Here is a 24,620-nt window from a genome sequence, read left to right on the forward strand (position 1 = left end):
TCAGTACTCCTGGGGCGAGAGCTCCTCGTCGGCGGTGCCGGTCACGAGGGCGAGCAGGCCGGCCTCGTCGAGCAGGTCCACCGGGCGCAGCGTCAGGTTCGCGGCGACGTGGTGGAAGCCGGCGCTGACCCGCTCGACCGGCACCCCGGTCAGCCGCGACCAGCCGAGCCGGTAGGCGGCCAGCTGGACGCCGACGGCGGCGAGCTCGGCGCCGGTCGGCGGCGGGCCGGTCTTCCAGTCGATGACCTCGAAGCAACCGCCGTCCCCGTCGACACTGCCGTCGGCGAAGACCGCGTCGATCCGCCCGCGCAGGGTCAACGGGCCCAGCGGCGTCTCGAACGGCACCTCGACCTCGACCGGCTGCCGGTCGGCCCACACGCTGGCGAGGAACGCCGCCTGCAGCTCGGCCAGGGCGCCGTCGGGCGCGGCCAGCTCGTCGCCGGAGCCCGGCAGCTCGTCGAGGTCGAGCAGCCGGGCCGAGCCGAACCGCTCCTCGAGCCAGGCGTGGAACGCGGTGCCGCGGCGGGCCTGCGGCGCGGGCGCGGCCGGCATCGGCCGGCGCAGCCGGCGGGCCAGCTCGGCCGGGTCGCGGCGCAGGGTCACCAGCGCCGACACCGACAGGTGCGAGGGCAGCGGGACGTCGACGGTCGGGCTGGCGTGCCGCGCCCGCTCGCGCAGCAGCAGGTCGGCGTCGCGCACCCACTGCTCGACCTCGGGGTCGCCGTCCCCGACGGAGCGCGCGGGGTCCAGCGGGTGCGGCACCGCGGCCCGCACCAGCTCGGCGGCAGCCGTGAGCGCGCGCCGCCGTCCGGCGGAGAGCGGATCGGCCGGCCAGATGCCGACCGGCCACTCCGCCAGCGCCGGGTTGGTCGCGCCGTCGTCCGGCGGCGGCGCCCAGTGGACGACGTCCCCCGCACCGGCCTCGCAGGCGTCCTTGACCGTCAGCAACAGCGACGACGGGCCGCACACGTTCTTGCCGTCGCGCCACCAGCTGCCCGAGCAGACCAGCAGGTGCCGGGCGCGGGTGACCGCGACGTAGCCGATCCGGATCTCCTCGTCGGTGCCGAAGTCGCGCCAGTCCTGCACGTAGTCCTCGAGCGCGGACCGCACCGCCGCCTGGTCGCCGGTGCCCGGCGGGGGCAGCTTCAGCGCGGGCAGCTCGGCCCGGTCGGTGAGCCGCAGCTCCGCGGGCAGCGCGCCGGGGTCCTTGATCCAGGAGTCGCTGGTGTCGGTCTTCGCCGGGAACTGGTCGAGGGTCAGCCCGGGGACGGCGACGACGTCCCACTCCAGGCCCTTCGCGGAGTGCCCGGTGAGCAGCTGCACCGCCTCCGGGTTGACCGCCACCTCGCCCGGCTCCAGGCCGCGCTCGCGCTTCTCGGCGTCGCGCAGGTACCCGAGGAAGGCCGGCAGCGAGGGCAGCTCGGCCAGCTCGACGAACTCGCCGGCGACCGCGTGCAGCGCGTCCAGGTGCGTGCGGGCGCCGGCCGGGCTGACGTCGGGGGCGCTGGCCAGCTCGGTCTCCAGGCCCAGCGTGCGGGCGACCTCGTCGACCAGGTCGGGCAGCGACTCCCCGATCCGCTGGCGCAGGTGGGCCAGCTCTGCGCCCAGCCGGCGCAGCCGCCGGAACCCGGCCAGCGAGTACGCCTCCGCCGGGCCGAGGTCGTCGAGCGCCTCGACGATGCTGCCCCGCTCCTGCGGACCCTCGTCGTCCTGGTGGCGGGCACGCACCAGGGCGCGCGCCCGGTTGTTCAGCGCGGCCAGGTCGCGCGGGCCGATCCGCCACCGGGCGCCGGTGAGCAGCCGGCCCAGCGCGTCCCCGGCGGTCGGATCGACCAGCACGGTCAGCGTCGCGATGACGTCGGAGACCTCGGGGACGGCGAGCAGCCCGCCCAGCCCGACCACCTCGACCGGCACGCCGCGCTCGCGCAGGGCGGTCGCGATGCCGTGGAACTGCTTGCGGGCGCGGGCCAGCACCGCGATCGTCGGGCGCTTCTCGGGGTCGGCGTGCCACAGGCCGGCCAGCCGGTCGGCCAGCGCCTGCGTCTCCTCCGCGATCGTGTCGTACAGGCCGGCCTCGACCGTGCCGGCACCCGCGGTGGGCGCGGCGGTGAGGTCGGGCAGCGGTTCGGCCGGCTCGGGCAGCATGCCGGCGACCGCGTTGGCGACCGCGAGGACGGCGGAGTCGTTGCGCCAGCTGGTCGCCAGGGTCAGTCGCTGTGCCGCGCGCCCGGCACGGCCGGGGAAGGTGCGGGGGAAGCGCTCGATGGTGCCCGCCGACGCCCCGCGCCAGCCGTAGATCGACTGCCGGGGGTCGCCGACCGCGAGCACCGGATGGCCGGTGTCGCCGCCGAAGAGCGCCTCGAGCATGCGCAGCTGTCCGACGCTGGTGTCCTGGTACTCGTCGAGCAGCACGACCTGCCAGCGGGCGCGCTCGCGGCGGCCGACCTCGGGCGCGGCGACGGCCACCCGGGCCGCGTAGGCCACCTGGTCGGCGTAGTCGATCGCCCCGGCGGCCCGCTTGCGCGCCTGGAAGCCCTCCACCAGGGGCAGCATCGCCGCGCGGGCCCGCTGCCGATCGATCACCTTCTGGACGTCGGCGTACACGCCGCGCTTCTTCGGGGCGTCGGCGTAGCCGCGGATCCGCCGCTCGAAGTGCTCCGTCCACGACCGCAGCTGGGCCGGGGTGACGTCGTGCTCGCCGAGCTCGGCGGCCAGCGCCAGCACGTCCTCGACGGTGGTCAGCAGGGTCAGCGGGACGTCGGCCATGTCGCCGGTGTAGGCCCCGACCACCGCGGCGGCCTGCCCCCAGCACATGGCCGGGCCGAGCACGCCGGCGCCGGGCTCGATGCCGATCCGCAGCCCGTGCTCGGCGACCAGCGAGGCGGCGTAGCCGTGGTAGGTCGAGACGGTGGGCTGGGCGACGGCGAGCCGCTCGCGCAGCTCGGCGTCGGTCTCGGGGTGGCGGGCCAGCGCGCCGAGCCGCAGCCGCACCCGCTCGTTGAGCTCGCTGGCGGCCTTGCGGGTGAAGGTCAGCCCGAGGATCGCCTCCGGCGCGACGACGCGGTTGGCCACCAGCCAGGAGACGCGGGCGGCCATCGTCTCGGTCTTGCCGGAGCCCGCGCCGGCGACCACGACCAGCGGCCGGTCGACCGGCGCGGAGACGACGCGGGCCTGCTCGGGCGACGGCGCGTAGGACAGCCCGCAGCGCGCCGCGACCTGGGCCGGGGTGAGCAGCGTCGGCTCCGGCTCGCCCGCCGGTTCGTCGTCGAACAGGTCGTCGAAGGAGAGCTGGGCGTCCTCCGTCGTCATCGGGTGACCTGCCCGCCGCGCTCGTGCAGGGGGCAGCTGCGCTTGGACGGGCAGCGGTCGCAGTAGCTGCCGGTGCGCACCTCGAAGCTGCCGGCGCCCATGCCCTCGCCGACGGTCGCCAGCAGCTCGCCGGCCCACGTGCCGGCCACCGGGACGTCGGCCGGCAGGGGGTCCTGGGCCTGCTCCTTGGCCGCCTTGGCCGCCGAGCCGATCTGCACCAGCGCCGCGCCGGCGGACTCGGTGCCGTACTCGGCGAACGCGCCCGACGCGACGGCGACCTGGTAGGCGGCCAGCTGCCCGTGCTCGGCCAGCTCGTCGGCGGACGGCGTGGTCTTCCCCGTCTTGAGGTCGACGACGAACAGCCGGCCCTCGGCGTCGCGCTCCAGCCGGTCGACCTGCCCGCTGATCCGAGCCCGGCCGACCTGTACCTGGAAGTCGGCCTCGGCGGCGATCAGCTGCCGGGGGTTGCGGAAGTGCCAGGCGACGAACCGGTCGAGCATGTCGTGCGCGGTCGCCCGCTGCCGCTGGTCGGCCCAGCCCGGGCCGAGGTCGAGCGTGTCGAGCTCGGCGTCCAGCGCCTTGCCGGCCTCCGCCGGCGGCAGCCCCTCGGCCACCTGCTGCGCCACGGCGTGCACCGCCGAACCGACGGTGCGGTTGGTGTCGGGCGCGGCCTCGGCGCCGACCGCCCCGAGCACCCAGCGCAGGGGGCAGCGGCGGAAGCCCTCGATCGCCGACGGCCGCACCCGCACCGGCTCGTCGGGGCCGACCAGCGGGGCGTCGTCGGACAGCGGCGCCAGGCCCCACCAGTTCGCGGGGGCGGCGCCCGGGACGCCCTCGTCGGCGAGCCGCCGCAGCACCGAGGCCGCGGTGGAGCGCCGGGGCGCCGGGGTGTGCGGATCGACGAGGGTGCGGCGCAGCTCGGCGACGAGCGCCGGCAGGGTGAGCGAGCGCGGCAGCTCGGTCGGCGTGCGGCCCTCCTCCGGCGGCGGGGCCACGAGGTCCAGGAAGCGCGAGGCGGTGGCCCCCGCGTCGGGGCCGTCGACGGCGCCCTCGACCGCGCTGACCACGAGCCGCTTCCGGGCGCGGGTGCAGGCGACGTAGAACAGCCGCCGCTCCTCGGCCAGGGCCAGGGTGCGCCGGTCGACCTGTCCGCCGTCGATGCCGGCGGCGCGCTCGATCAGCTCCTCGGCGCCGAGCAGCGTCGTCCGGTCGCGCAGGTCCGGCCAGACGCCCTCCTGCACCCCGGCGACGCAGACGACGTCCCACTCGAGGCCCTTCGAGGCGTGCGCGGTGAGCAGCCGGACGGTGTCGGCCTGCAGGGCACGCGCGGCGCCGGTGTCGCCGGGCAGCTCCTGGGCAGAGAGGTGGTCGAGGAAGGCGCGCGCGTCCGCCGAGGGCAGCCGGTCGACGAACCCGGCGGCGGCGTCGAACAGCGCGACGACGGCGTCGAGGTCGCGGTCGGCGACGGCGCCCGCCTGCCCCCCGGCCGCGCTGGCCTTGGCCCACTTGCCGGCCAGGCCGCTGCGCTGCCACATCGCCCACAGCACGTCCTCGACGGTGCCGCCGTCGGCCAGGGCGATCCGGCCGGCCGCGAGGACGCCGGCCACCCGCAGGGCGGGGCGGGCGACGTGCTCGGGCAGCGCGTCGAGGAGGGTGTCGTCGGCCAGCGCGGTGGCCAGCGGGGCGTTCTTCTCGGCCGGGTCCAGCCCGCGGCCGTTCAGCACGATGCGGACGGCGCGGCGCAGCCGCCGCAGGTCGAGCACGGTCGCGCCCCCGAGCGGCGAGGCGAGCAGCGCCTCGGCGGCGGGCTCGTCGAGGCCCGCGGGCTCGGTGCCGCGCGGCGTGGCCGGCAGCAGCGCGGACACCGCGGACAGGAAGGGCGCCACGGCGGGCTGCGCGGCCAGCGGCAGGTCGTCCGCCGAGACCGCGACCGGGACCCCGGCCTGGGCCAGCGCCCGGCGCAGCGAGCCCAGCCCCACGGCGCTGCGGACCACCACGGCCATCTCCGACCAGGGCACGCCGTCGAGCAGGTGCGCCCGCCGCAGCCGGTCGGCGAGGTAGGCCGCCTCCACCGCCGCGGACCCGAAGACGTGCACCTCGGCGGCGCCGGGGCCGGTGTGCTCGCCGGCGGCCAGCTGCCGGTGCTCCCACGGGCCGGGCAGCCCCTCGGCCACCGTGCGGCTGATCCGCAGCAGCTCCTCGCCCGACCGGCGGCACACGCCGAGCGAGACCCGCCGGGCATCGCGGCCGTCGGTGTGCCGGAAGCGCGTCGGGAAGTCGACGATGCCCCGGGGTTCCGCGCCCCGGAACGCGTAGATGGCCTGGTCGGGATCGCCGACGGCGACCAGGTTGCCGCCACCGCCGGCGAGCAGCTCCAGCAGCTCCACCTGCGCCGGGTCGGTGTCCTGGTACTCGTCGACGAACAGCCAGGTGGCCCGCTCGCGCTCCTGGCGCAGCAGCTCCGGGTCGCCGTCCAGCTCGTCGATCGCCGCGCGCACCAGCTCGGCCGGGTCGTAGCCGGAGGCGTCGCCGCGGGCGGCGGTCGCGAACGCGGTCACCCGCTCGTACTGCTCCTGGAACGCGGCGGCGTGCACCCAGTGCTCGTGGCCGAGCTCGCGACCCCAGGCGACCAGCTGCTCCGGACCCACCCCCCGCTCGGTGGCGCGCAGCAGGAACTCGCGCAGCTCGGTGCGGAAGCCGGCGGTGCCCAGCGCCGGGGCGAGGGACGGCGGCCAGCGGACCGCGCCCTCCTCCTCGACGTCGCCGCGCAGCAGCTCGGCGACGACGGCGTCCTGCTCGGCGGCGGTGAGCAGCCGCGGCGGCGGCTCACCGCGCAGCATCGCGGCCCGGCGCAGCACGCCGAAGGCGTAGGAGTGGAAGGTGCGGGCCAGCGGCTCGCGGATCGTCTGCGCGACCCGGGCCGTGACGCGGGTGCGCAGCTCGGCGGCGGCCTTGCGGCTGAAGGTCAGGACGAGGATCTGCTCGGGGTCGACGCCGTCCTCGATCCGGCGGGCGACCGCCTCGACGATCGTGGTCGTCTTGCCCGTGCCGGGGCCGGCGAGAACCAGCAGCGGCCCGGACGGGTGGTCGACGACGGCCTGCTGCGTCGGGTCCAGCCGCGGCCGCGCGGCCCGGGGCGGCTCCCCCGCCACCAGCCGGTAGACGGGTCCCGCGGCCTCCGGTGGGGTCGCGCGGGCTGCCACGAATCGATGGAAGCACGGTGACCCGACACTTCGGCGCAGCCTGGGGCGCGTGTGGCGGGTGGGACGCCGGTCGACCGTGGCGCAGAAAAGGTCACACCCGCCGTATCTGCTCGTCTCTCAGCTCGTCTTCAGGGCGAGTTCAGGGTCCCGGCAGACCGGAGGAGCAGCGTGCGACAGGACGACGGCCGATCCCCCGAGATCCACCCGGCCGGGACGGCCAGCGCCCAGGAAAAGAGGCCCGCATGATGATCCCCGAGCCCGCGTCGGTGGTCGCCGCCCGTCAGCTCGCCGAGGAGGCCGCGGTCGTGACCGCGCGGCGGATCCGGCGCCGGATGCGCGCGCAGCCGATCCGGCCGCTGGCGCCGCTCGTCCTTCCCTGAGGAGCGCTCAGGCGAGGACGGACTCGACCAGTCCGGCCTCGAGCATCAGGTCCGCGGCGGTGGTCAGCCAGCCGGCGACCAGCAGCAGCGGGAACGCGGTCTCGACGTCCAGCGACGCCGTCCCGGCGGACAGCCCGGCCTGGGCCACCGCCCGGCACGCCATGGTGTTCATGCCTGGGATGTCGGCAGCCCGGCGGCGGAACTGAAGGACTCTCAGTCCGGCCAGCCGACCGCCCGCAGGTCGACCCGGCCGTCGCGCATCGGGACCCCCTCCGCGGCCAGCAGCTCGAGCTGGCGGACCCGCACCGGCTCGGCCACGGTCCCGTCGGCGCGCAGCACCCGCCACCAGGGCACCGCGCCGCCGCCGGACGACAGCGCCCGGGCCACCCGGCGCGGGCCGACGCCGACCAGCCGGCCGATCGCGCCGTAGGTCGTCACCCGCCCGGGCGGGATCCGCTCGACGACGTCGAACACCGCCTCGTCGACGTCCAGGGAGGCGGCATCCATGGGTTACAGCGGCCGGCGGCCGAACCGGGCGAGCAGCCGCTGCTGCGGCGACGCGGCCGGCGAGGTGTCCAGCGGCGGGTCGAACAGGCCGGGGACGCCGTCCTCCGGGATCCGCTCACCGACCAGCAGCGCCGCGGTGATCAGCTGGCCGTCCAGCTCGGTGTCGGCGTCGATCGCGCGGGCGAGGTCCCACGCGTGCACGGTGAGGTCGGCGATCAGCTCGAGGATGTAGTCCGTCGCCGGCGTCGGGCCCCGCTCGAGATGAACGGTCCGGATCAGCGCGTCGTCCTCGGCGAAGGCCGACAGCGCGCCGTCGGCCGCCGACTCCCAGCCGGCCATCGGGTCGTCGCCGAGCAGGTCGGTCGTGCCGTCGGGGAACCGGCCCTCGGCGTAGGGCTCCCCGGCGACCAGCGGCGGCACCCAGAGCATCTCGCTGACCATGTGCGCCACCAGGTCGGCGACCGTCCACTCCGGCAGCGCCTCGTCCTCCCACTGGTCGGGCTCGACGGCGTCCACCCGGTCGGTGAACTGCGCCTGGGCACGCTGGAAGAGTTCGAGGAGCTCGATGGGTGCGATCTCGGCCATGGGCCAATCCAACAGCGTGAGGGCCCGGCCTGCCTCCGCGGGGGGAAGCGGGCCGGGCCCTCGGCGGTGGCTCAGTAGGTGGGCAGCGTCTTGTCGATCCGCGTGGCCCAGGCGGTCACGCCGCCCTGCACGTGGACGGCGTCCTTGAAGCCGGCGTTCTTGATCGCGGCCAGCGCCTCGGCGGAGCGCACACCCGTCTTGCAGTGCAGCACGATCGGCTTGTCGTTCGGCAGCTGCGACAGCGCCCGGCCGGAGAGGATCTCGTCCTTGGGGATCAGCTTCGCCCCCGGGATGGACACGATCTCGTACTCGTTCGGCTCCCGGACGTCGATCAGCTCGAAGTCCTTGCCGGCGTCCATCATGTCCTTGAGCTCGTCGACGGTGATCGTCGAACCGGCCGCGGCCTCCTGGGCCTCGACCGAGACCACGCCGCAGAAGGTCTCGTAGTCGATGAGGCCGGTGATCGGCTCGCCCTCGGGGTCCTTGCGCACCTTGATCGTGCGGAAGGTCATCTCCAGGGCGTCGTAGACCATCAGCCGGCCGAGCAGGCTCTCGCCGATGCCGGTGATGAGCTTGACCGCCTCGGTCGCCTGGATGGCGCCGATCGTGGCGCACAGGACGCCGAGCACGCCGCCCTCGGCGCAGCTGGGCACCATCCCGGGCGGCGGGGGCACCGGGTAGAGGTCGCGGTAGTTCGGGCCGTGCTCGTTCCAGAACACCGAGACCTGGCCGTCGAAGCGGTAGATCGAACCCCACACGTACGGCTTGTTCAGCAGCACGCAGGCGTCGTTGACCAGGTAGCGCGTGGCGAAGTTGTCGGTGCCGTCGACGATCAGGTCGTACTGGCCGAAGATCTCCAGCACGTTGTCGCTGTCCAGCCGCGTCTCGTGCAGGCGGACGTCGACCAGCGGGTTGATCTCCTTGATGGAGTCCCGCGCGCTCTCTGCCTTGGACCGGCCGACGTCGGAGGCGCCGTGGATGATCTGGCGCTGCAGGTTGGACTCGTCGACCACGTCGAACTCGACGATGCCGAGGGTGCCCACGCCGGCCGCCGCCAGGTACATCAGCACCGGGGAACCGAGCCCGCCCGCGCCGACGGCGAGCACCTTGGCGTTCTTCAGCCGCTTCTGCCCGTCCATCCCGACGTCCGGGATGATCAGGTGCCGGCTGTACCGGCGGACCTCGTCGATCGACAGGTCGGCGGCGGGCTCCACCAGGGGTGGCAGGGACACGGTCGCTCCTCAGGTTCGCGGACAGCGGCCCTCGCTTCGGGTGGCCGCGTGTTCGTCCGCATAACAGGGTGGCACGCGGGCTTCTTCCCGCGGCCGGGGATCCGGCCTAGCGTCCGCTCATGAGGAGCCCACTCCGGGTCGGGGCACCGCACCACGTGCGGCTCACCGTGACCGACGTCGCGCGGTCCCAGGCGTTCTACACCGAGGTGTTCGGCTTCCAGGTCGCCATGCCGGGGCCGCCGGACGAGGACCCCGGCGGGCTGGTCTCCGACGCGCTGCAGGGCGGGGTCGTGCTGGTCAACGCCGGCGTCCTGATCGGGCTGCGCCCGGTCGACGGGGCGCACGCGGGCGATCGCTTCGACCCCTTCCGCGTGGGCCTGGACCACCTGAGCTTCGCCGTCGGCAGCCGGGCAGAACTGGACGCGGCCGTGCAGCTGTTCGACGAGCGGGGGGTCGAGCACGGCCCGATCCGCGAGGTGCCCGGGATGGGCATGGCCTTCCTCGCGGCGTTCGATCCCGACGGCATCGCGGTGGAGCTCACGGCCGCTGTCTGACGTCACGGATACGGCCAGGCGTTCTTCACGCAGCCGTCGAGGCCGAGGGTCTGCTGCTGCATCACCGGGGCGACCTGGCCGGGGCCCGGGCACTGCTCGTGGCCGTGCCCGAGCGCGTGCCCGACCTCGTGGTTGACCACGTAGAGCCGGTAGGTCGCGATGTCGCCGGCGTAGTCCGGGACGGCGGTCTCCCACCGGGCGAGGTTGATGACGGCGCGCTCCCCGTAGCGGCAGGAGGTGTAGCCGCCGGTGCCCACACCGGGGCAGTACTGCTCCATGCTGCCGGGGCTGACCAGGCTCACCTTGAAGTCGTACTGACCGGCCTGCGCCTCGACCACGCCGACCCGCTGGAACGACATCCGCCCGCCGTTGCCCCACGACCGTGGATCGCCCAGCGTCGTCTCGACGGCCTCGGCGAAGGCCGCGCCGTCCACCTCGATGCCGTCCTCGACCTCGACGACGAACCGCTCGAGCGGGCCGGTGCCGTAGACCGCCGAAGTGCCGTCGACGACCGTGACGGTGCCGGCCCCCTGCTGCACGAAGGTCGCCTCGGCCGGCACGGTCGGCTGCGCGGCCGGCCCGGCGTCGCCGGCGGGCGGCGCGTCCACGTGGGACGGCGTCGCCGTCGGCGAGGACGGCGCGGCGGCGGACGAGGAGGTCGCGGCCGCCGGGGCGGAGACGGACGTCGTCGCCGGCCGGGCGAGGTCGGCCAGCGTCGCCACCGTGGCGATGGTCAGCAGCGGGATGGCGTAGGCCCGCCAGCCGTAGCGCCGCACGAAGCGGCGCACCCGCCCGGCGCGGCGGCGGGCGGCCAGGGGGCGCGGTGCCGGTCCCGGTTCCCGGACGGGCCCGCGGGACCGCGACGGCGGGACGCGCGACGCCGGGCCGCTGACGGGGCGCGGGGGCAGCGGCGGCGGTGGGAGCGGTCGCCCCCGGGGGACGGCGGGACGGCCACGGGAGGCGTCCGCCGTGCTCACCCGGCCAGCGTCTCACGCTCCGGAGCCCATCAGGGACAGGCGGACGGGTGTCGGCGGCCCTGCCGGAGACGCCTACGGCGCCGCCGGGGTCAGCCCCTCCACCATGCCGAGCACCGCGCGGGCGGTGGGTTCCGGCGCCTCCAGCATCGCCAGGTGGCCGACGCCCTCGCAGACCAGCAGTCGCGCGTCCGGCACCGTCGCGGCCAGCCGCGGCGCCAGCCGCGGATCCACCAGGCGGTCCCGGTCGCCCCAGACGACCAGCGTCGGCGGGCGCAGCCGGGCGGCCATCCGCCAGGCGCCGTTGACCCGCAGGTAGGAGGCGATCAGCCCGCGCATGCTGCGCGCCAGGGCCCTGTCGGCCCACGGCTGCCCGCTGCGCTCGCGCATCTCCTCGATCGCCTCGTCGATCCGCTCCCGCGGCACCCGGGAGGGGTCGCCGAAGCACATCCGCACCATCGCGCGGACCGAGTCCTCGGGCGCGACGCCGGCCAGCCGCTTCTCCGCCATTGCCGGGACGCCCGGCAGCAGCAGGAGGAGCAGCATCCGGCTGAAGGCCGGCGGCACCCGGTAGACCGGCATCGCCGGGGAGATCAGCGTCAGCGTGGCGACCAGGTCCGGCCGCCGCGCCGCGACGAGCACGCTGACCAGGCCGCCGAGCGAGTTGCCCAGCAGGTGGACGGGCCGGGCCTGCGCCTCGCCCGGCTGCGCTGCGATGTGCTCCAGCAGGTCGACCACCGCCCGGGCGTGCCCGCGGATGGTGTAGCGGTGCCGTGCCGGGGGCTGCGACCGCCCGAACCCGGGCAGGTCGAGCGCCCAGCCGTCGAAGCGCACCCGCAGCAGGGCGGCGAGGTCGGTCCAGTTCGTGGACGCGCCACCGAGGCCGTGCACGTACAGCGCCCGCTCGCGCGGGCCGCCGGAGCCACCGACCGGCCCGCTCCAGGGGGTGCAGCGGACGAACACCTCACCCCCGCGGATCGGCACCTTCTCCCCCGGCCACGGCGGCGGAACGTGCTCGAGAGCCGGCAACGTCGTCTTGGACGGGGACGAGGGGACGACGGGGTGGCGCACCCGGCCGACGGTAACTCCGGGCGCTACGCAGCGCGCCGCGGGTGACCCACCGGTAACATCTGCGCCGCCATGACGAACGCCCGCCAGGCCCCGGCTCCGGGCCGTCGCACGTCGCGCCTGCCCCGTGGGGCACGGCGCATGCAGCTGTTGCAGGCGGCGCAGGACGTCTTCGTCGCCCAGGGCTTCCACGCCGCCGCGATGGACGACATCGCCGACCGCGCGGGGGTCAGCAAGCCGGTGCTCTACCAGCACTTCCCGGGCAAGCGCGAGCTGTACCTGGCCCTGCTGGAGCAGCACGTCGACGAGCTCACCGAACGGGTCGCGCAGGCGATGGCCGACACCGAGGACAACCGGGCGCGGGTCGACGCGGCGGTGGGCGCCTACTTCGACTTCATCGACGCCGAGGGCCAGGCCTTCCGCCTGGTCTTCGAGTCCGACCTGCGCAACGACGACGACGTCCGCGCCGTCGTCGACCGCGGCACCCGCGCCTGCGTCGAGGCGATCGCCGAGGTGATCGCCGGCGACACCGGGTCCGACCCCGAGCAGGCGCTGCTGCTCGCCTCCGGGCTGACCGGGCTGGCCGAGACCAGCGCCCGGTGGTGGCTGCCGCGCAAGGGCACCGTGTCCCGCGACGCGGCCGTGGCGCTGATGTCGTCGCTGGCCTGGCGCGGCATCTCCGGCTTCCCCCGGTTGGACGACCACTAGTTCGCTGACGGCGCAGCTCCACGGTGGGTGCCGTCGCCGCCCGCTGGGCTAGCGTGAGGACAGCCGCGCAACTCGAGGAGGCATCCGCCCCGTGGAAGTCAAGATCGGTGTTCAGCACTCCCCCCGGGAGCTGGTCATCGACAGCCCGAAGACCCCTGACGAGATCGAGGCCCAGGTGTCGGCGGCGATGGCCGGCTCGACCAAGAGCGGCCTGCTGACGCTCGAGGACGAGCGCGGTCGCCGCATCGTCGTCCCGGTCGACCGCATCGCCTACGTCGAGATCGCCCAGGCCGACCAGCGCCGCGTGGGGTTCATCGCCGGCGCCTGACCGGTTCCCACGACGGGGCGTCTCCGCATCGCGGAGGCGCCCCGTTCGCACTTCTAGGGGTTCAGGCCGAGGGTCTTCATGCGCTCGGTGTGCGCGGCGGTGATCCGTTCGATGAGGCGGCCGACCCCGGCGAGGTCACCGGTGCCCTGGACGATCAGCTCGGCCAGCTGGTCGTGCTCGGCGATGACCGCCTGCGACTGCGACATGGCCTCCCCCACGAGCCGCCGTCCCCACAGCGCCAGGCGGCCGGCGACCCGCCGGTCGGCCCGGATCGCCGCCCGCACCTCGCGGACGGCGAAGTCGGCGTGCCCGGTGTCGGCGAGCACCTCAAGTACGAGCGCGCGGTCCTGCTCGGGCAGGAACGAGGCGATCTCGCGATAGAAGTCCGAGGCCAGCCCGTCGCCGACGTAGGCCTTGACCAGCCCCTCCAGCCACGTGCTGGGCCGGGTGCTCTCGTGGAAGGTGTCCAGCGCGCGGACGAACGGGGTCATCGCCCCGGTGGGGTCGGCGCCCAGCTCGCGCAGCCGGTCGGTGAGCCGCCCGTGGTGGCCGATCTCGGCCGCCGCCATGCGGGCCAGCGCCGCCCGCCCCTCCAGCGAGGGCGCCAGCCGGGCGTCCTCGGCCAGCCGGTCGAAGGCGGTCAGCTCGGCGTAGGCCAGCGCCCCCAGCAGGTCGACGACGGCGCGGGTGTCGACCTCGGACACGCGCTCCCCTTTCGAGTGGGACGGGCCACAGTTCCGTCGCGGCGCGCCGAGGCTAACCGGTGCCTCGGCTAGCATGGGAATCGGCGAGCCGTCTGGTTCGCTTCGGTATGTATCTGCGCGCTGACGAACGCCGAGCGACGCCCTTTCCGGGCGAGCCACCTGGGCCCATTCCCCGATGCCCGGTCCGCTGGCGGTGTCGGCGCTGGAACTGATCGCGCGACACCGAATCCGGGACAGCGCAGGTCCGGCGGAATCCGCCGCGGGACCGCCTGTCCCCCAGCGAACCTGAGGCGAGAGCACTGACCATCGAGAACACCCCCACCGACTCCCCCACCGACCTCGAGCACGCCGAGACCGGGGCCCCGGCCCCCGAGCAGCTCGAGCAGGACGTCGAGCAGCTCGGCGGCGCACCGGTCGAGGAGACCGCGCCGCTGTTCAGCGACTTCGACATCCACCCCGACGTCGTCGCCGCGCTGGCCGAGGTCGGCATCACCCGCACCTTCGCCATCCAGGAGCTGACGCTCCCCCTGGCGCTGGCCGGCCACGACCTGATCGGGCAGGCCCGCACCGGCACCGGCAAGACCCTCGGCTTCGGCGTCCCCATGCTGCAGCGGGTCGTCCCGCCGGCCGAGGGCGGCGACGGCGTCCCGCAGGCGCTGGTCGTCGTCCCCACCCGTGAGCTGTGCGTGCAGGTCGCCCGCGACCTGACCGCCGCCGGCGCCAAGCGCGGCATCCGCGTGCAGGCCATCTACGGCGGCCGCGCGTTCGAGCCGCAGGTCTCGGCGCTGCAGGCCGGCGTCGAGATCGTCGTCGGCACCCCGGGCCGGCTGCTGGACCTGGCCGAGCAGGGCCACCTGATCCTCGGCAAGGTGCGCGTGCTGGTCCTCGACGAGGCCGACGAGATGCTCGACCTGGGCTTCCTGCCCGACATCGAGCGGATCCTCGGCATGGTCCCGGCGCAGCGGCAGACGATGCTCTTCTCGGCCACCATGCCGGGCCCGATCGTGACCCTCTCCCGGTCGTTCATGACCCAGCCGACGCACATCCGCGCGCACGGCAACGACGAGGGCTCGACCGTCCCGCAGACGACGCAGTTCATCTACCGGGCGCACAACCTGGACAAGCCCGAGCTGCTCGCCCGGGTGCTGCAGGCCCGCGGCCGCGGCCTGGTCATGGTCTTCTGCCGCACGAAGCGGACCGCGCAGAAGGTGGCCGACGAGCTGGTCGAGCGCGGCTTCGCCGCCGCGGCCGTGCACGGCGACCTCGGCCAGGGGGCCCGGGAGCAGGCGCTGCGCGCCTTCCGCAGCGGCAAGGTCGACGTCCTGGTCGCCACCGACGTCGCCGCCCGCGGCATCGACGTCACCGGCGTCAGCCACGTCGTCAACTACCAGTGCCCCGAGGACGAGAAGACCTACGTGCACCGGATCGGCCGCACCGGCCGCGCCGGCGCGGAGGGTGTCGCGGTCACGCTGGTGGACTGGGACGACATCCCCCGCTGGCAGCTGATCAACAAGGCGCTCGACCTGGACTTCGAGAACCCGCCGGAGACCTACTCCACCTCGGCGTGGGTCTACGCCGACCTCGACGTCCCCGAGACCGCGACCGGCCGCCTGCCGCGCGCCCAGCGCACCCGCGAGGGCCTGGACGCGGAGGTCCTCGAGGACCTCGGCGAGACCGGCAAGAAGCACCGCGCCGGCGGCGGTCGCGGTCCGGCCCGTCCCGCCGAGGGCGAGGACGCCGACCGGCCGCGCAAGAGCCGTCCGCGCCGGCGCACCCGCGGCGGCGGGGCGGCCGCGGCCGCCGGCAGCGAGCCGGCCGCGCCGGTCGCCGCCACCACCGGTGAGGACGGCGCCGCGCCCAAGCCGCGCCGCCGTCGTCGCCGCCGGGGCGGGGCCAACCGCGGTGGCGGTTCCGAGTCCGCCGCCTAGCCTCCGGTGCCCGCGCTGCGCCGCCCGCCGCTGCGGGTGTGGGTCTGGACGGCGGCCACCCTCGCGCTGGCCGTGGTCGCAGTCCTGCTGTGGCGCGGCTCCGACGCGGCCGCCACCTCCCGCTCGACCGCCTCGCCGGCCGCCGACCCCACCGGGTCGCCGGCCGGCGAGCTGGCGCAGGCGTGGTCCGCGCCCGCGGACGTGCTGCCCCGCCAGGTCGTCGAGAGCGGCCGGGTGATCGTCGGGAACCGGCACGGCATCGCGGCGCTGGACCCGGTCACCGGCGTGCAGGCCTGGCACTACACCCGCAGCAACGCCCGGCTGTGCGGGCTGGCCGCCACCGACGGCATCGTGGTCGCCGTCTACCGCACGGAGATCCGCTGCGACGAGGTGGTCGGGCTGCACGCGGACACCGGCGTCTACGCCTGGACGCGCAGCGTCGACCTCGACTCCGACGTCACGCTGACCAGCACCCGCAACCTGGTGCTGGCGGTCAGCCGCGGCAGCGTCGTCGTCATCGACCCGCTCGGCGACAACATCCGCTGGCGCTACACCCCCGAGGACTGCCGGATCCTGGACGCGACGGCCGGCACCTCCGGCGTCGCCGTGCTCGAGCGCTGCACCGGCACCACCGCGCCCCGCGTGCGGCTCATGGACGCCGCCGACGGCAAGGCGCAGTGGACCCGCGACGTCCCGGTCGAGGAGGGTCAGGAGATCGCGCTCGCCGGCGCCGACTGGGGCGTGAGCCTGGTCGTCGGCGACGAGCTGCAGGTCCTCGCCGCCGGGGACGGCGCCATGGCGGCCACCGAGAAGCTGCCCGCGTCCGACGCCGAGGAGCCGCCGGTGTCCACCGTCGCCGGCCCCGTCGTCCTGGTGTGGGCGCACGGCACGCTCGTCGCGCGGGCCGCCGACCTCGGCGACGTCCTCTGGCAACGGCCGGCGCTGGGGCTGCCCACGGCGGCCAGCGGCGGGCTCAAGGTCGACGCCGGCACCGAGCCGCTCTACGTGCCCGAGGAGAGCGGCTTCGTCGTCCGTGAGGCGCTGTCCGGCGAGGAGGTCGACCGGGCGGCGGTCGACGGGCTCCCGGCGGGCGGCACGAGCACGCCGGTCGGCGACGTCGTGGTCTACGGGCTGCCCGACCGGGTGATCGCCTACCGGTAGGCGGCATCCGAGTCCGCGACGCGGTTCACTGGGGCCATGGTTCTGCCCGGTGGCTCCTCCGACGCCGTTCCGCTCTCCATCGCCCCCACCGACCTGCGCCAGCTCGCCGACCACGACGCGGCGCACCGCAGGCTCACCGGGGGCGCCGGTCCGCTGGTCGCGCTGGACACCGGTCCCGCCGACAGCGGCACCGTGCTGCTGGTCGCCGGCTACACCGGCAGCAAGGAGGACTTCGCTCCGCTGCTGCGCCCGCTGTGCGCCGCCGGGTACCGCGCCGTCGCGCTCGACCAGCGCGGCCAGTACGAGTCGCCGGGCCCCGACGACCCGGGCGCCTACACGATGGCCGAGCTCGCCGCGGACCTCCTCGCGGTGGGCCGGGCCCTGCGCGCGGAGAACCCCGGCCCGCTGCACCTGCTCGGGCACAGCTTCGGCGGCCTGGTCAGCCGCGCCGCCGTCCTGGCCGAGCCGGGGCTGTTCGCCTCGCTGACCCTGCTGGGGTCGGGGCCGTCGAAGCTCACCGGCCCGCGGGCCGACCTGCTCGAGCACCTCGGCCCGCTGCTGGACGCCGGCGGCGTGCCGGCGGTGCACGAGGCGATGGAGCAGCTGGCGATGACCGATCCGAAGGCGCAGGCGGTGCCCGCGCCCACCCGGGCGTTCCTCTCCCGCCGGTTCCTCGCCAACAGCGCGGCCGGGCTGCGCGGCATGGCCGACACGATGACCACCGAACCCGACCGGGTCGCCGAGCTCGCCGCGGCCGGCGTGCCGGTGCTCGTCGCGCACGGCGTCGCCGACGACGCGTGGACCCCGGCGGCGCAGGCCGACATGGCGGCCCGGCTCGGCGCCCGGCACGAGGTCATCCCGGGGTCGATCCACTCCCCCTCCATCGAGAACCCGCAGCGCACCCTGGCGGTCCTCCTCGACTTCTGGGGCGGCCTCGCGGTGTCGGACTCCTCGGTGGCCTGATGCTCTCGGCGCGCGACTTCACCGACGAGGAGGACCGGCTCGGGTTCTTCGGACCCGAGAGCGTCACATGGCGGGTGCACGTCGACCCCTCGTTCTCCGTCGCCGGGCTGCGCGCGCTGCTGCTGCAGGCCCTGCACCCGGTCGCCATGGACGGCGTCGCGCGCAACTCCGACGCCCGCAGCGACCCGTGGCCGCGGCTGACCCGCACTGCCGCCTACGTCGACACCCTGACCTACGGCACCCGGCGGGAGGCCCTGCGCGCGGTGCGCCGGGTGCGCGGCCTGCACCGGCGGCTGGGCGGCACCGAGGCGACGACCGGCCGCACGTACCGGGTCGACGATCCCGACCTGCTGCTCTGGGTGCACTGCTGCGAGGTCGACTCACTGCTCTCGGTCGCCCGCCGGGCCGGCGTGCCGCTCACCGACGGCGACGCCGACCGGTACGTCGCCGAGCAGGTGACCGCGGCCGCGCTGATCGGCGCGGTGGAGACCGATGTGCCGCGCTCGGTCGCCGAGCTGGCCGCCTACTTCGAGCGGCTCCGTCCCTCCCTGGCGATGACGCCGGCCGCCCGGGAGGCCGCGCGGCTGGTGCTGCTGCCGCCGATGCCCGCGTGGGTCCGGTTCCTCACCCCCGCCCGCCCGGCGTGGGGCACCCTCGCCGCGCTGTCCTTCGCGACGCTGCCCCGCTGGGCACGGCGGACGTACTCGATGCCGGGCTTCGGGCTCACCGACGCGGCGACGACCGCGGCGCTGCGGGCCTTCCGGCAGGCGACCCTGGCGCTGCCGCAGCGGGCGCGCCGCTCGCCGATCGTGTGGGCCGGCTACGAGCGGGTGGCGGGTCCGCTCTCCGCCTGATCCAGCTCGGTGCGGGCCGCGGCCAGGACGGCCTCGCGGACGCGGTCGAGGCTCGCCGACCGGAGCTTCCACTGCTGCCAGTGCAGGACGACGTCGACCTCGCCGTCCGGGTCGACGTCGACCACGCCGACGTTGCTGCGCAGCTGCTGGTCCGGCAGCATGCCCCAGCCCAGGCCGAGCGCGACCGCCGCGAGGTAGTCCGCCGACGCGGGCACGTAGTGCGCCGGCGGCGCGTCGGCCACGCCGCGGGACCGCAGGTAGCGGTGCTCCAGGTCGTCGTGCCGGTCGAAGACGACGACCGGCGCCCGCCGCAACGCCTCCGTCGTCGGCCCCTGGCGGAACCACCGGTCGGCGAACGCGTCCGACGCCATCGGGCGGTAGCGCATCCCGCCCAGCCGGGTGACGCTGCAGCCGGGTACCGGATCGGCCTCGGCGGTGACCGCGGCCATGACCGTCCCGGCACGCAGCAGGGCGCTGGTGTGCTCCTGGTCCTCGCGGTGCAGGTCGAAGGCGAAGTCGGCGGCCAGCGGCGCGAGAGCCGGCAGCACCCAGGTGGCCATCGAGTCGGCGTTGACCGCGATCGGCAGGTGCGGCAGCCGGTCGGTGTCGCCGGCCCCGCCGAGCTCGTGGACGGCGTCCGCGGTGAGCAGGGCGACCTGGCGGGCCAGGCGCAGCACCGCCTGGCCGGACTCGGTGACCTGCACCGGCTTGGTGCGCACGAGGAGCACGCGCCCGGCGGCGACCTCCAGCGCGCGCAGCCGCTGGCTGATCGCGGACGGCGTGACGTGCAGGGCGCGGGCGGCCGCCTCGAGCGTGCCCTCGCGCACCGTCGCGTCCAGCGCCCGCAGCTGGGCGAGGTCGAAGTCCATGAAGCAACCCTAATGATGAGTGCGAATCATGAACTGGACGCGCGTCTCTGCGCTTCCTACCGTCCTTCCCGTGCTCGACACCCCCGCCCTGCTCGCGCTCGCCTCCGGCCTCGCGCTGGGCCTCGGGCTGATCGTGGCGATCGGCGCGCAGAGCGCGTTCGTGCTCCGGCAGGGGCTACGGCTGGAGCACGTGACCGCCGTGGTCGCGGTGTGCGCGGCCTCGGACGTCGCGCTGATCGGAGCCGGGGTGCTCGGCGCGGGAGCGGCGCTGTCCCGGGTGCCGTGGCTGATCCCGGCGGTGTGCTTCGCCGGGGCGGCCTTCCTGCTGGCCTACGGGCTGTCCGCGGCCCGGCGGGCGCTGCGGCCCGGGGCGCTGCTGCCCTCCGCGGCCGCGGGTGCCCGCACCGGGCTGGCGGTCACCGTGGGCACCTGCCTGGCGCTGACCTGGCTGAACCCGCACGTGTACCTGGACACGGTCGTGCTGCTCGGCTCGATGTCGTCGACGTACGGCGCGCACCGCTGGCAGTTCGCGGCCGGGGCCGGGCTGGGCAGCCTGGCGTGGTTCACCGGGCTCGGCTACGGCGCCCGTCTGCTGCGGCCGGTGTTCGCGCGGCCGGCCGCGTGGCGGGTGCTCGACGGCGCGATCGCCGTCGTCATGACGGTGCTCGGCGTCTCGCTCGCCGTCCGCGGGTTCACCGGCTGAGCGCGTCGTCCTCCGCGGCGAGGAAGCTCCACGTCTCCCGCGCGGGCGCGGCCGCCTGGCCGGCCGGGCAGCTGGGCCGGAAGTCGCACCAGCTGCACTGCATGCCCGGGGCGACGGGGAAAGCGACGTCCGGGTCCTCCCCCGCCTCGAGGGCCGCGGTGGCGGTGCCGATGTCGGCGGCGACGTCCTCGGCGCGGCGGACGTGGTTGGCCAGCGACCGCTCGGTGTGCTCGAAGGCGGCGACGGTGCCGCTGGGCAGGTGGTGCAGCTCCACCCGCGAGCACGGCCGGCGCAGGGTCCGGCGCACACCGAGCACGTACGCAGCGAGCGCGGGCGATCCGCGGGCGTCGTCGTCGGTGCTCGGCGAGCGGCCGGTCTTGTAGTCGACGATCACCAGCTCGTCGCCCCGCTGATCGATGCGGTCGACGCGGCCGGAGAGCGCCAGCCGCCCGGTGGTGCAGCCGACCGTGCGCTCGGTGCCGACCGGGTCGTCGGTGGGGTCGAGACCGGCGACGTAGTCGGTCAGCCACCCGGCGGCGCGGGCGCGCCAGCGTGCGGCCTGCTCGTCGTCCCGGAACCCGACCGGTGACCAGACGCTGTAGAGCAGCTGGCGGGCCGCCCCCGTCGTCCGCTTCCCGATCGGCAGCTCGTACCAGGACCGCAGCGCCGCGTGCACGGCCGCGCCGACGCTGTTGTGCGCCCAGGCCGGGCCCTTCGCCGGGGTGGGGCGGTCGACGTAGCTGAACCGGTAGCGCCGCGGGCAGTCGCTGAAGCAGGCCAGCTTGCTCGGCGTGGCCGGGAACAGCCGCTGGGGCATGCCCGGCATCTCCAGCTGTGCGGCACTCACGCTCCCACGCTAACCGGGATCGCCGACGGTTCGCCGTCAGTCGCGGAACGGCGCGCTGCCCGTGCCCGCGGCCAGGAGGGCCGCCAGCTGCTCGGGCTCGGTGGTGCACGCGCCGATCGGCGTCGTCTTGTTGGTGCCGTGGTAGTCGCTGGAGCCGGTCATGATCAGGTCCAGCTCCTTCGCCAGGCCGCGCAGGTGCTCGCGCTCCTCCTCGCTGTGGTCGGGGTGGTCGACCTCCAGGCCGAGCAGGCCGGCGTCGGCCATCGCGCGGATCGCGTCGTCGCCGACGACCCGGCCGCGCTTGGTGGCCAGGCCGTGCGCGAAGACGGGCACGCCGCCGGCGGCGCGGACCAGCGCGATGCCCTCCCGGACGTCGGTGTCCCGCTTGGCGACGTAGTGCGGGCTGCGCGGGTGCAGCAGGGTCGCGAAAGCCGCGTCGACCGACTCGACGACGCCGGCCTGCACCAGGGCGCGGGCGATGTGCGGGCGCCCCACGACGCCGCCCTCGCTGGCCTCGACGATCCGCTCCCAGCTGATCGGGTAGCCGGCGGCGACCAGCGCCGCGGCGATCTTCTCGCCGCGGCCGAGCCGCTCCTCCCGCAGCCGGGTGCGCTCGCTCATCAGCCCGGGGTGCTCCGGGTCGAAGAGGTAGGCGAGCAGGTGCACGCTGATCGGCCGGTCGCCGTCTGGGAACCAGCGGCAGGACAGCTCCATGCCGGGGACGACGGTCAGCCCCGGCGGGCGGGCCGCCTCGGCGAGCACCCACCCGTCGGTGGTGTCGTGGTCGGTGAGCGCGAGGACGTCGAGACCCGCCTCGCGCGCGGTGGCCATCAGCGCGGCTGGGGTGTCGGTGCCGTCGGACACCGAGGAGTGGGTGTGCAGGTCGATCCGCATCGCGTCCACCCTGCCCCAGCAGGTCACCGGGCAATCACGCGACCGGCGCCGGTCAGCCCTCCGGCCGCGGGATCGGCTGGGTGTCGCGCTGCTCGCTGTCGGGCTGCGGTGGCGGCCGGCGGGGCGCCGGCGGGGGCTCCGCGTCGCCCAGGTCGTCGCCGCCGTCCCCGTTGTCGCCGGGGAAGAGCAACTCGCTGAGCTTGCCGTAGAGGACGTCGGCGTGCGGCAGGAACGTCACGCGGGACAGGGCCTGGGCCTGGCCGGCGGACTCGATGCGGAACGTGCCGTAGTTCAGCAGCTGCCCGAACAGGGTCTCCTGCCAGGTCAGGTCGGTGATCCGGCGGCGCGGCAGCAGGGTGACCGTGCGGACGATGACGCCGGAGGTCAGCAGCATCCGGCGCGGCGTCACGATGAAGTGCCGCATGTACCACTCGGCCCCGCGCAGGCCCAGGTAGCCGAACCCCACCACCAGCAGCAGGAGCCCGGTGATGCTGGTGAACCGGTTGTCGGGGTCGAGGGTGAGCAGCCAGCCGCCGAGGACCAGGGGGAGCAGCGACTTGGCGACCGGCTCGGCGAGCGAGGCCCAGTGCCGGCGGGTGGCGATGACCACCTCCTCGCCCTCGAGGAGGTACTTGGCGACGTCCTTGCGGGCCCGGCGGCCCTCGTACATCGTCCGGGGAGGCTCGCTCTCCGGCGGGCGCCGCGCGGCCGGCCGCGTCACGTCAGACCAGGGAGCCGACGAAGTCCGCGAGGGAGGACGCGGCGTTGCCGAGGGCGGTGCCGGCGCTCTTGACCATCTCCGCCGAGGCCTCCGGGAACTTGATCACGTAGAAGACGACGAAGGCGACGACCAACCAGGCGATGACCTTCTTCAGGCTCATCGTCACCTCCGGGGACGCACGGACGAGGACAGGCTCCAGCACCTGGAGCCCGCGTGGACAGGGCCCACCGGGGGTGGCGAACCGCTTCGTCCCATGGGTAACACAGGTCCCACCCGGCGCGGCCCCGACGCGCCGACCCGGGTGCGGACCGCTCCGGTCACGCGCCCGGCAGCAGGTGCTCGCTCGGGGGCCCGAGCGGCAGATCGGGGTACAGGCGGTCGCGCAGGTCGAGCAGTTCCAGCTGCTCGGCGAGCAGCCACGCGGCGTTCATCGGCCACATGACCAGCCACAGCCAGACGCCGTAGGCCTCTCCCACGAACGCGGCCCGGTCGTCGGTCGTCGGCACCGCCCACAGCGGCGCCCGCTGACCGGCGGCCTTGACGTCGACCGAGTTGGGCCCGGTGATGACGTCGCCCGGGTCGAGACCGGGCAGGCCGGCGTAGCCGCAGCCGACGCCGGTGCCGGGCTCCTCGGCCACCAGCACGAGCTCGGCCGACCCGCCCAGCGGCGCCGGTCCCGCGGTGTCGACGACGATCGCGCGGGCGCCCGGCTCACCGCCCCAGGCCAGGCCGGTGACCGTCCAGCCGGTCGGCATCGGGTCAGGGACCCAGGCGGGCACGCGGGCGTCGGCGGTCACCGCCGCGATCGCGTCGTGCGCGATGAGCGCGGTGTGGTGCAGCGGGGTGACAGCGCCGTGCACGTGGCACCAGGCCTGCGCGGTGTGGCCGGGGCGCACGACCAGTTGCTCTCCGCACCGAGGGCAGACCGGGGAGACGCTCATCGCGCATCACGGTCCTGTGAGCGACGGGTTCCGTCAAGCGCAGGGGCCTGCGGGGCGCTCGCCGCAGGTGCGCGGTGCGTAGCCTGCCGCGCATGGACGCCGCCGAACCCGCCGGCCACCTGGACTCTCCCCCGGTGGTCCCCTGCGTCGGGGCGGTCGTGCGGGACGCGGCGGGCCGGCTGCTGCTCATCCGGCGGGGGCAGGAGCCGAGCCGCGGGCTCTGGTCGCTGCCGGGCGGCCGGGTCGAGGCCGGCGAGACCGCCGAGCAGGCCGTCGTCCGCGAGGTGCGCGAGGAGACCGGCCTGGAGGTGCAGGCCGGCGCGCCGGTCGGACGCGTGCGCATCCCGACCGGCGCGGTCGTCTACGACGTCGTCGACTTCGCATGCACGCCGGTCGATCCTGCCGCGGTGCCCGTCGCGGGGGACGACGCCGACGCCGTGACCTGGGCCGCCGCGGACGCCCTCGGCGGGCTGGCCTGCACGCCCGGCCTCGTGGAGACCCTGCGCGACTGGGGCGTGCTGCCGGCCTGAGCTACTGCTTGCGGACCGGCTCCGGACGACCCGGCTGCTCGCCGCCGCGGCTCTCGCCGTAGGAGCGCTTGGGCACCATCACCTTCCGCCGGAAGATGCAGACGACCGTGCCGTCCTGCTTGTAGCCGATCGTCTCGACGTGGACGATCCCGCGGTCGTCCTTGGACCTCGACTCGGTCTTGTCGAGCACCGTCGTCTCGCCGTAGATCGTGTCGCCGTGGAACGTCGGCGCGACGTGCCGCAGCGACTCGATCTCCAGGTTGGCGATGGCCTTGCCCGACACGTCGGGCACGCTCATGCCCAGCAGCAGGGAGTAGATGTAGTTGCCGACGACGACGTTCTTGCCGAAGTCGGTGGTCTCCTCCGCGTAGTGCACGTCCATGTGCAGCGGGTGGTGGTTCATCGTGATCAGGCAGAACAGGTGGTCGTCGTACTCGGTGACGGTCTTTCCGGGCCAGTGCTTGTAGACGGCCCCGACCTCGAACTCCTCGTAGTACCGACCGAACTGCATCTGCTGCCTCCCGCTGTCGACGCGCGTGCGGGCACACGGTCGCCCGGGAGCACGGCCCCACCGGGAGATCGGCGAGCCGCCCGCCCACCACGAAGCACCGGTGACCCGTCTGGACTGGCGGGAATCCTACGGTGCACCTCCCTGCC

General features: G+C 75.4%; 26 protein-coding genes. 10 read left to right on the forward strand and 16 right to left on the reverse strand.

Annotated elements, in window-relative coordinates; genetic code table 11:
- Together AB3388_RS22690 and AB3388_RS22695 are read right to left on the reverse strand one after the other, a co-directional pair.
- Positions 1 to 3,309 (reverse strand): ATP-dependent helicase, encoded by a 3,309-nt coding sequence (locus AB3388_RS22690; protein WP_495407577.1) that lies wholly within the window; start codon positions 3,307 to 3,309, stop codon positions 1 to 3.
- Positions 3,306 to 6,512, reverse strand: coding sequence for an ATP-dependent helicase (locus AB3388_RS22695; RefSeq protein ID WP_495407578.1), 3,207 nt, complete (start codon positions 6,510 to 6,512; stop codon positions 3,306 to 3,308). The genes AB3388_RS22690 and AB3388_RS22695 overlap by 4 nt, the downstream gene beginning before the upstream one ends.
- A gap of 242 nt (positions 6,513 to 6,754) precedes the next feature.
- On the opposite strand from AB3388_RS22695, the gene AB3388_RS22700 reads away from it, so the two are divergent.
- The gene (locus AB3388_RS22700; RefSeq protein WP_448627083.1) at positions 6,755 to 6,892 is read left to right on the forward strand and encodes a hypothetical protein; all 138 of its coding nucleotides are present in this window, start codon (positions 6,755 to 6,757) and stop codon (positions 6,890 to 6,892) included.
- A gap of 7 nt (positions 6,893 to 6,899) precedes the next feature.
- Here the strand turns inward: AB3388_RS22700 and AB3388_RS22705 are convergent, their stop codons facing one another.
- From AB3388_RS22705 to moeZ, 4 genes are all read right to left on the reverse strand, one after another.
- Positions 6,900 to 7,064: a hypothetical protein gene (locus tag AB3388_RS22705; RefSeq protein ID WP_495407579.1), complete on the reverse strand. Its 165-nt coding sequence runs from the start codon at positions 7,062 to 7,064 to the stop codon at positions 6,900 to 6,902.
- Between the two features lie 41 nt (positions 7,065 to 7,105).
- Complete coding sequence (locus AB3388_RS22710) at positions 7,106 to 7,399, reverse strand: MGMT family protein (protein WP_495407580.1); 294 nt, start codon at positions 7,397 to 7,399, stop codon at positions 7,106 to 7,108.
- Positions 7,400 to 7,402: 3 nt separating this feature from the next.
- Positions 7,403 to 7,984, reverse strand: a complete 582-nt coding sequence (locus tag AB3388_RS22715; RefSeq protein WP_495407581.1) for a TIGR03086 family metal-binding protein — start codon at positions 7,982 to 7,984, stop codon at positions 7,403 to 7,405.
- Positions 7,985 to 8,055: 71 nt separating this feature from the next.
- A complete protein-coding gene (gene moeZ, locus AB3388_RS22720; RefSeq protein WP_495407582.1) occupies positions 8,056 to 9,216 on the reverse strand; it encodes an adenylyltransferase/sulfurtransferase MoeZ in 1,161 nt (386 codons plus the stop codon).
- Between the two features lie 119 nt (positions 9,217 to 9,335).
- On the opposite strand from moeZ, the gene AB3388_RS22725 reads away from it, so the two are divergent.
- Positions 9,336 to 9,770 (forward strand): VOC family protein, encoded by a 435-nt coding sequence (locus tag AB3388_RS22725; RefSeq protein WP_495407583.1) that lies wholly within the window; start codon positions 9,336 to 9,338, stop codon positions 9,768 to 9,770.
- Between the two features lie 2 nt (positions 9,771 to 9,772).
- Here AB3388_RS22725 and AB3388_RS22730 read toward each other — a convergent pair whose 3' ends face one another.
- Positions 9,773 to 10,558, reverse strand: a complete 786-nt coding sequence (locus AB3388_RS22730; protein WP_495407584.1) for a DUF3152 domain-containing protein — start codon at positions 10,556 to 10,558, stop codon at positions 9,773 to 9,775.
- Positions 10,559 to 10,819: 261 nt separating this feature from the next.
- Positions 10,820 to 11,815, reverse strand: a complete 996-nt coding sequence (locus AB3388_RS22735) for an alpha/beta fold hydrolase (RefSeq protein ID WP_495407585.1) — start codon at positions 11,813 to 11,815, stop codon at positions 10,820 to 10,822.
- Positions 11,816 to 11,953: 138 nt separating this feature from the next.
- Between AB3388_RS22735 and AB3388_RS22740 the strand changes: the two genes are divergently transcribed.
- Together AB3388_RS22740 and AB3388_RS22745 are read left to right on the forward strand one after the other, a co-directional pair.
- Positions 11,954 to 12,520: a TetR/AcrR family transcriptional regulator gene (locus tag AB3388_RS22740; protein WP_495407586.1), complete on the forward strand. Its 567-nt coding sequence runs from the start codon at positions 11,954 to 11,956 to the stop codon at positions 12,518 to 12,520.
- Positions 12,521 to 12,611: 91 nt separating this feature from the next.
- Complete coding sequence (locus tag AB3388_RS22745; protein WP_495407587.1) at positions 12,612 to 12,848, forward strand: DUF3107 domain-containing protein; 237 nt, start codon at positions 12,612 to 12,614, stop codon at positions 12,846 to 12,848.
- A 53-nt stretch (positions 12,849 to 12,901) separates the two neighbouring features.
- On the opposite strand, the gene AB3388_RS22750 is transcribed toward AB3388_RS22745, so the two are convergent.
- Entirely contained in the window at positions 12,902 to 13,552 is a 651-nt protein-coding gene (locus tag AB3388_RS22750) for a ferritin-like fold-containing protein (RefSeq protein WP_495407588.1), read from the reverse strand.
- 473 nt (positions 13,553 to 14,025) lie between these two features.
- Here AB3388_RS22750 and AB3388_RS22755 point away from each other — a divergent pair, with 473 nt between their 5' ends.
- The 4 genes from AB3388_RS22755 to AB3388_RS22770 are packed head-to-tail and all read left to right on the forward strand — an operon-like array spanning position 14,026 to position 18,458.
- Positions 14,026 to 15,480 carry a DEAD/DEAH box helicase gene (locus tag AB3388_RS22755; protein WP_495411480.1) on the forward strand — a complete coding sequence of 485 codons (1,455 nt, stop codon included), beginning with the start codon at positions 14,026 to 14,028 and terminating at the stop codon, positions 15,478 to 15,480.
- A gap of 6 nt (positions 15,481 to 15,486) precedes the next feature.
- Positions 15,487 to 16,641, forward strand: coding sequence for an outer membrane protein assembly factor BamB family protein (locus tag AB3388_RS22760; protein ID WP_495407589.1), 1,155 nt, complete (start codon positions 15,487 to 15,489; stop codon positions 16,639 to 16,641).
- 36 nt (positions 16,642 to 16,677) lie between these two features.
- Positions 16,678 to 17,604, forward strand: a complete 927-nt coding sequence (locus tag AB3388_RS22765) for an alpha/beta fold hydrolase (protein WP_495407590.1) — start codon at positions 16,678 to 16,680, stop codon at positions 17,602 to 17,604.
- Positions 17,604 to 18,458, forward strand: coding sequence for an oxygenase MpaB family protein (locus AB3388_RS22770; RefSeq protein ID WP_495407591.1), 855 nt, complete (start codon positions 17,604 to 17,606; stop codon positions 18,456 to 18,458). The genes AB3388_RS22765 and AB3388_RS22770 overlap by 1 nt, the downstream gene beginning before the upstream one ends.
- Here the strand turns inward: AB3388_RS22770 and AB3388_RS22775 are convergent.
- The gene (locus AB3388_RS22775) at positions 18,425 to 19,327 is read right to left on the reverse strand and encodes a LysR family transcriptional regulator ArgP (protein ID WP_495407592.1); all 903 of its coding nucleotides are present in this window, start codon (positions 19,325 to 19,327) and stop codon (positions 18,425 to 18,427) included. The genes AB3388_RS22770 and AB3388_RS22775 overlap by 34 nt on opposite strands.
- A gap of 70 nt (positions 19,328 to 19,397) precedes the next feature.
- Here AB3388_RS22775 and AB3388_RS22780 point away from each other — a divergent pair, with 70 nt between their 5' ends.
- Positions 19,398 to 20,030 (forward strand): LysE/ArgO family amino acid transporter, encoded by a 633-nt coding sequence (locus AB3388_RS22780; RefSeq protein ID WP_495407593.1) that lies wholly within the window; start codon positions 19,398 to 19,400, stop codon positions 20,028 to 20,030.
- Here AB3388_RS22780 and AB3388_RS22785 read toward each other — a convergent pair.
- From AB3388_RS22785 to AB3388_RS22805, 5 genes are all read right to left on the reverse strand, one after another.
- On the reverse strand, positions 20,020 to 20,877 hold the full coding sequence (locus AB3388_RS22785; RefSeq protein ID WP_495407594.1) for a RecB family exonuclease: 858 nt from the start codon (positions 20,875 to 20,877) through the stop codon (positions 20,020 to 20,022). The two genes, AB3388_RS22780 and AB3388_RS22785, sit on opposite strands and share 11 nt — an antisense overlap.
- Positions 20,878 to 20,913: 36 nt before the next feature.
- On the reverse strand, positions 20,914 to 21,771 hold the full coding sequence (locus AB3388_RS22790; RefSeq protein WP_495407595.1) for a PHP domain-containing protein: 858 nt from the start codon (positions 21,769 to 21,771) through the stop codon (positions 20,914 to 20,916).
- Between the two features lie 52 nt (positions 21,772 to 21,823).
- A complete protein-coding gene (locus AB3388_RS22795) occupies positions 21,824 to 22,441 on the reverse strand; it encodes a PH domain-containing protein (protein WP_495407596.1) in 618 nt (205 codons plus the stop codon).
- Positions 22,442 to 22,493: 52 nt separating this feature from the next.
- The gene (locus AB3388_RS22800) at positions 22,494 to 22,652 is read right to left on the reverse strand and encodes a hypothetical protein (RefSeq protein WP_495407597.1); all 159 of its coding nucleotides are present in this window, start codon (positions 22,650 to 22,652) and stop codon (positions 22,494 to 22,496) included.
- A 157-nt stretch (positions 22,653 to 22,809) separates the two neighbouring features.
- A complete protein-coding gene (locus tag AB3388_RS22805; protein WP_495407598.1) occupies positions 22,810 to 23,433 on the reverse strand; it encodes a DUF6758 family protein in 624 nt (207 codons plus the stop codon).
- A gap of 92 nt (positions 23,434 to 23,525) precedes the next feature.
- Here AB3388_RS22805 and AB3388_RS22810 point away from each other — a divergent pair, with 92 nt between their 5' ends.
- The gene (locus AB3388_RS22810; RefSeq protein ID WP_495407599.1) at positions 23,526 to 23,963 is read left to right on the forward strand and encodes an NUDIX hydrolase; all 438 of its coding nucleotides are present in this window, start codon (positions 23,526 to 23,528) and stop codon (positions 23,961 to 23,963) included.
- Between the two features lies 1 nt (position 23,964).
- On the opposite strand, the gene AB3388_RS22815 is transcribed toward AB3388_RS22810, so the two are convergent.
- Positions 23,965 to 24,474, reverse strand: a complete 510-nt coding sequence (locus tag AB3388_RS22815) for a MaoC family dehydratase (protein ID WP_495407600.1) — start codon at positions 24,472 to 24,474, stop codon at positions 23,965 to 23,967.
- Positions 24,475 to 24,620: the final 146 nt, after the last annotated feature.

Source organism: Geodermatophilus sp. SMS 5-13, assembly GCF_059428245.1.

Excerpts from the sequence above, each read along its gene's own strand:
- AB3388_RS22690 (WP_495407577.1), bottom strand. The coding sequence starts at position 3,309 with ATGACGACGGAGGACGCCCAGCTCTCCTTCGACGACCTGTTCGACGAC.
- AB3388_RS22700 (WP_448627083.1), top strand. The coding sequence starts at position 6,755 with ATGATGATCCCCGAGCCCGCGTCGGTGGTCGCCGCCCGTCAGCTCGCC.
- AB3388_RS22705 (WP_495407579.1), bottom strand. The coding sequence starts at position 7,064 with ATGAACACCATGGCGTGCCGGGCGGTGGCCCAGGCCGGGCTGTCCGCC.
- AB3388_RS22710 (WP_495407580.1), bottom strand. The coding sequence starts at position 7,399 with ATGGATGCCGCCTCCCTGGACGTCGACGAGGCGGTGTTCGACGTCGTC.
- AB3388_RS22715 (WP_495407581.1), bottom strand. The coding sequence starts at position 7,984 with ATGGCCGAGATCGCACCCATCGAGCTCCTCGAACTCTTCCAGCGTGCC.
- AB3388_RS22725 (WP_495407583.1), top strand. The coding sequence starts at position 9,336 with ATGAGGAGCCCACTCCGGGTCGGGGCACCGCACCACGTGCGGCTCACC.
- AB3388_RS22740 (WP_495407586.1), top strand. The coding sequence starts at position 11,954 with ATGCAGCTGTTGCAGGCGGCGCAGGACGTCTTCGTCGCCCAGGGCTTC.
- AB3388_RS22765 (WP_495407590.1), top strand. The coding sequence starts at position 16,678 with ATGGTTCTGCCCGGTGGCTCCTCCGACGCCGTTCCGCTCTCCATCGCC.
- AB3388_RS22770 (WP_495407591.1), top strand. The coding sequence starts at position 17,604 with ATGCTCTCGGCGCGCGACTTCACCGACGAGGAGGACCGGCTCGGGTTC.
- AB3388_RS22775 (WP_495407592.1), bottom strand. The coding sequence starts at position 19,327 with ATGGACTTCGACCTCGCCCAGCTGCGGGCGCTGGACGCGACGGTGCGC.
- AB3388_RS22790 (WP_495407595.1), bottom strand. The coding sequence starts at position 21,771 with ATGCGGATCGACCTGCACACCCACTCCTCGGTGTCCGACGGCACCGAC.
- AB3388_RS22795 (WP_495407596.1), bottom strand. The coding sequence starts at position 22,441 with ATGTACGAGGGCCGCCGGGCCCGCAAGGACGTCGCCAAGTACCTCCTC.
- AB3388_RS22800 (WP_495407597.1), bottom strand. The coding sequence starts at position 22,652 with ATGAGCCTGAAGAAGGTCATCGCCTGGTTGGTCGTCGCCTTCGTCGTC.
- AB3388_RS22805 (WP_495407598.1), bottom strand. The coding sequence starts at position 23,433 with ATGAGCGTCTCCCCGGTCTGCCCTCGGTGCGGAGAGCAACTGGTCGTG.
- AB3388_RS22810 (WP_495407599.1), top strand. The coding sequence starts at position 23,526 with ATGGACGCCGCCGAACCCGCCGGCCACCTGGACTCTCCCCCGGTGGTC.
- AB3388_RS22815 (WP_495407600.1), bottom strand. The coding sequence starts at position 24,474 with ATGCAGTTCGGTCGGTACTACGAGGAGTTCGAGGTCGGGGCCGTCTAC.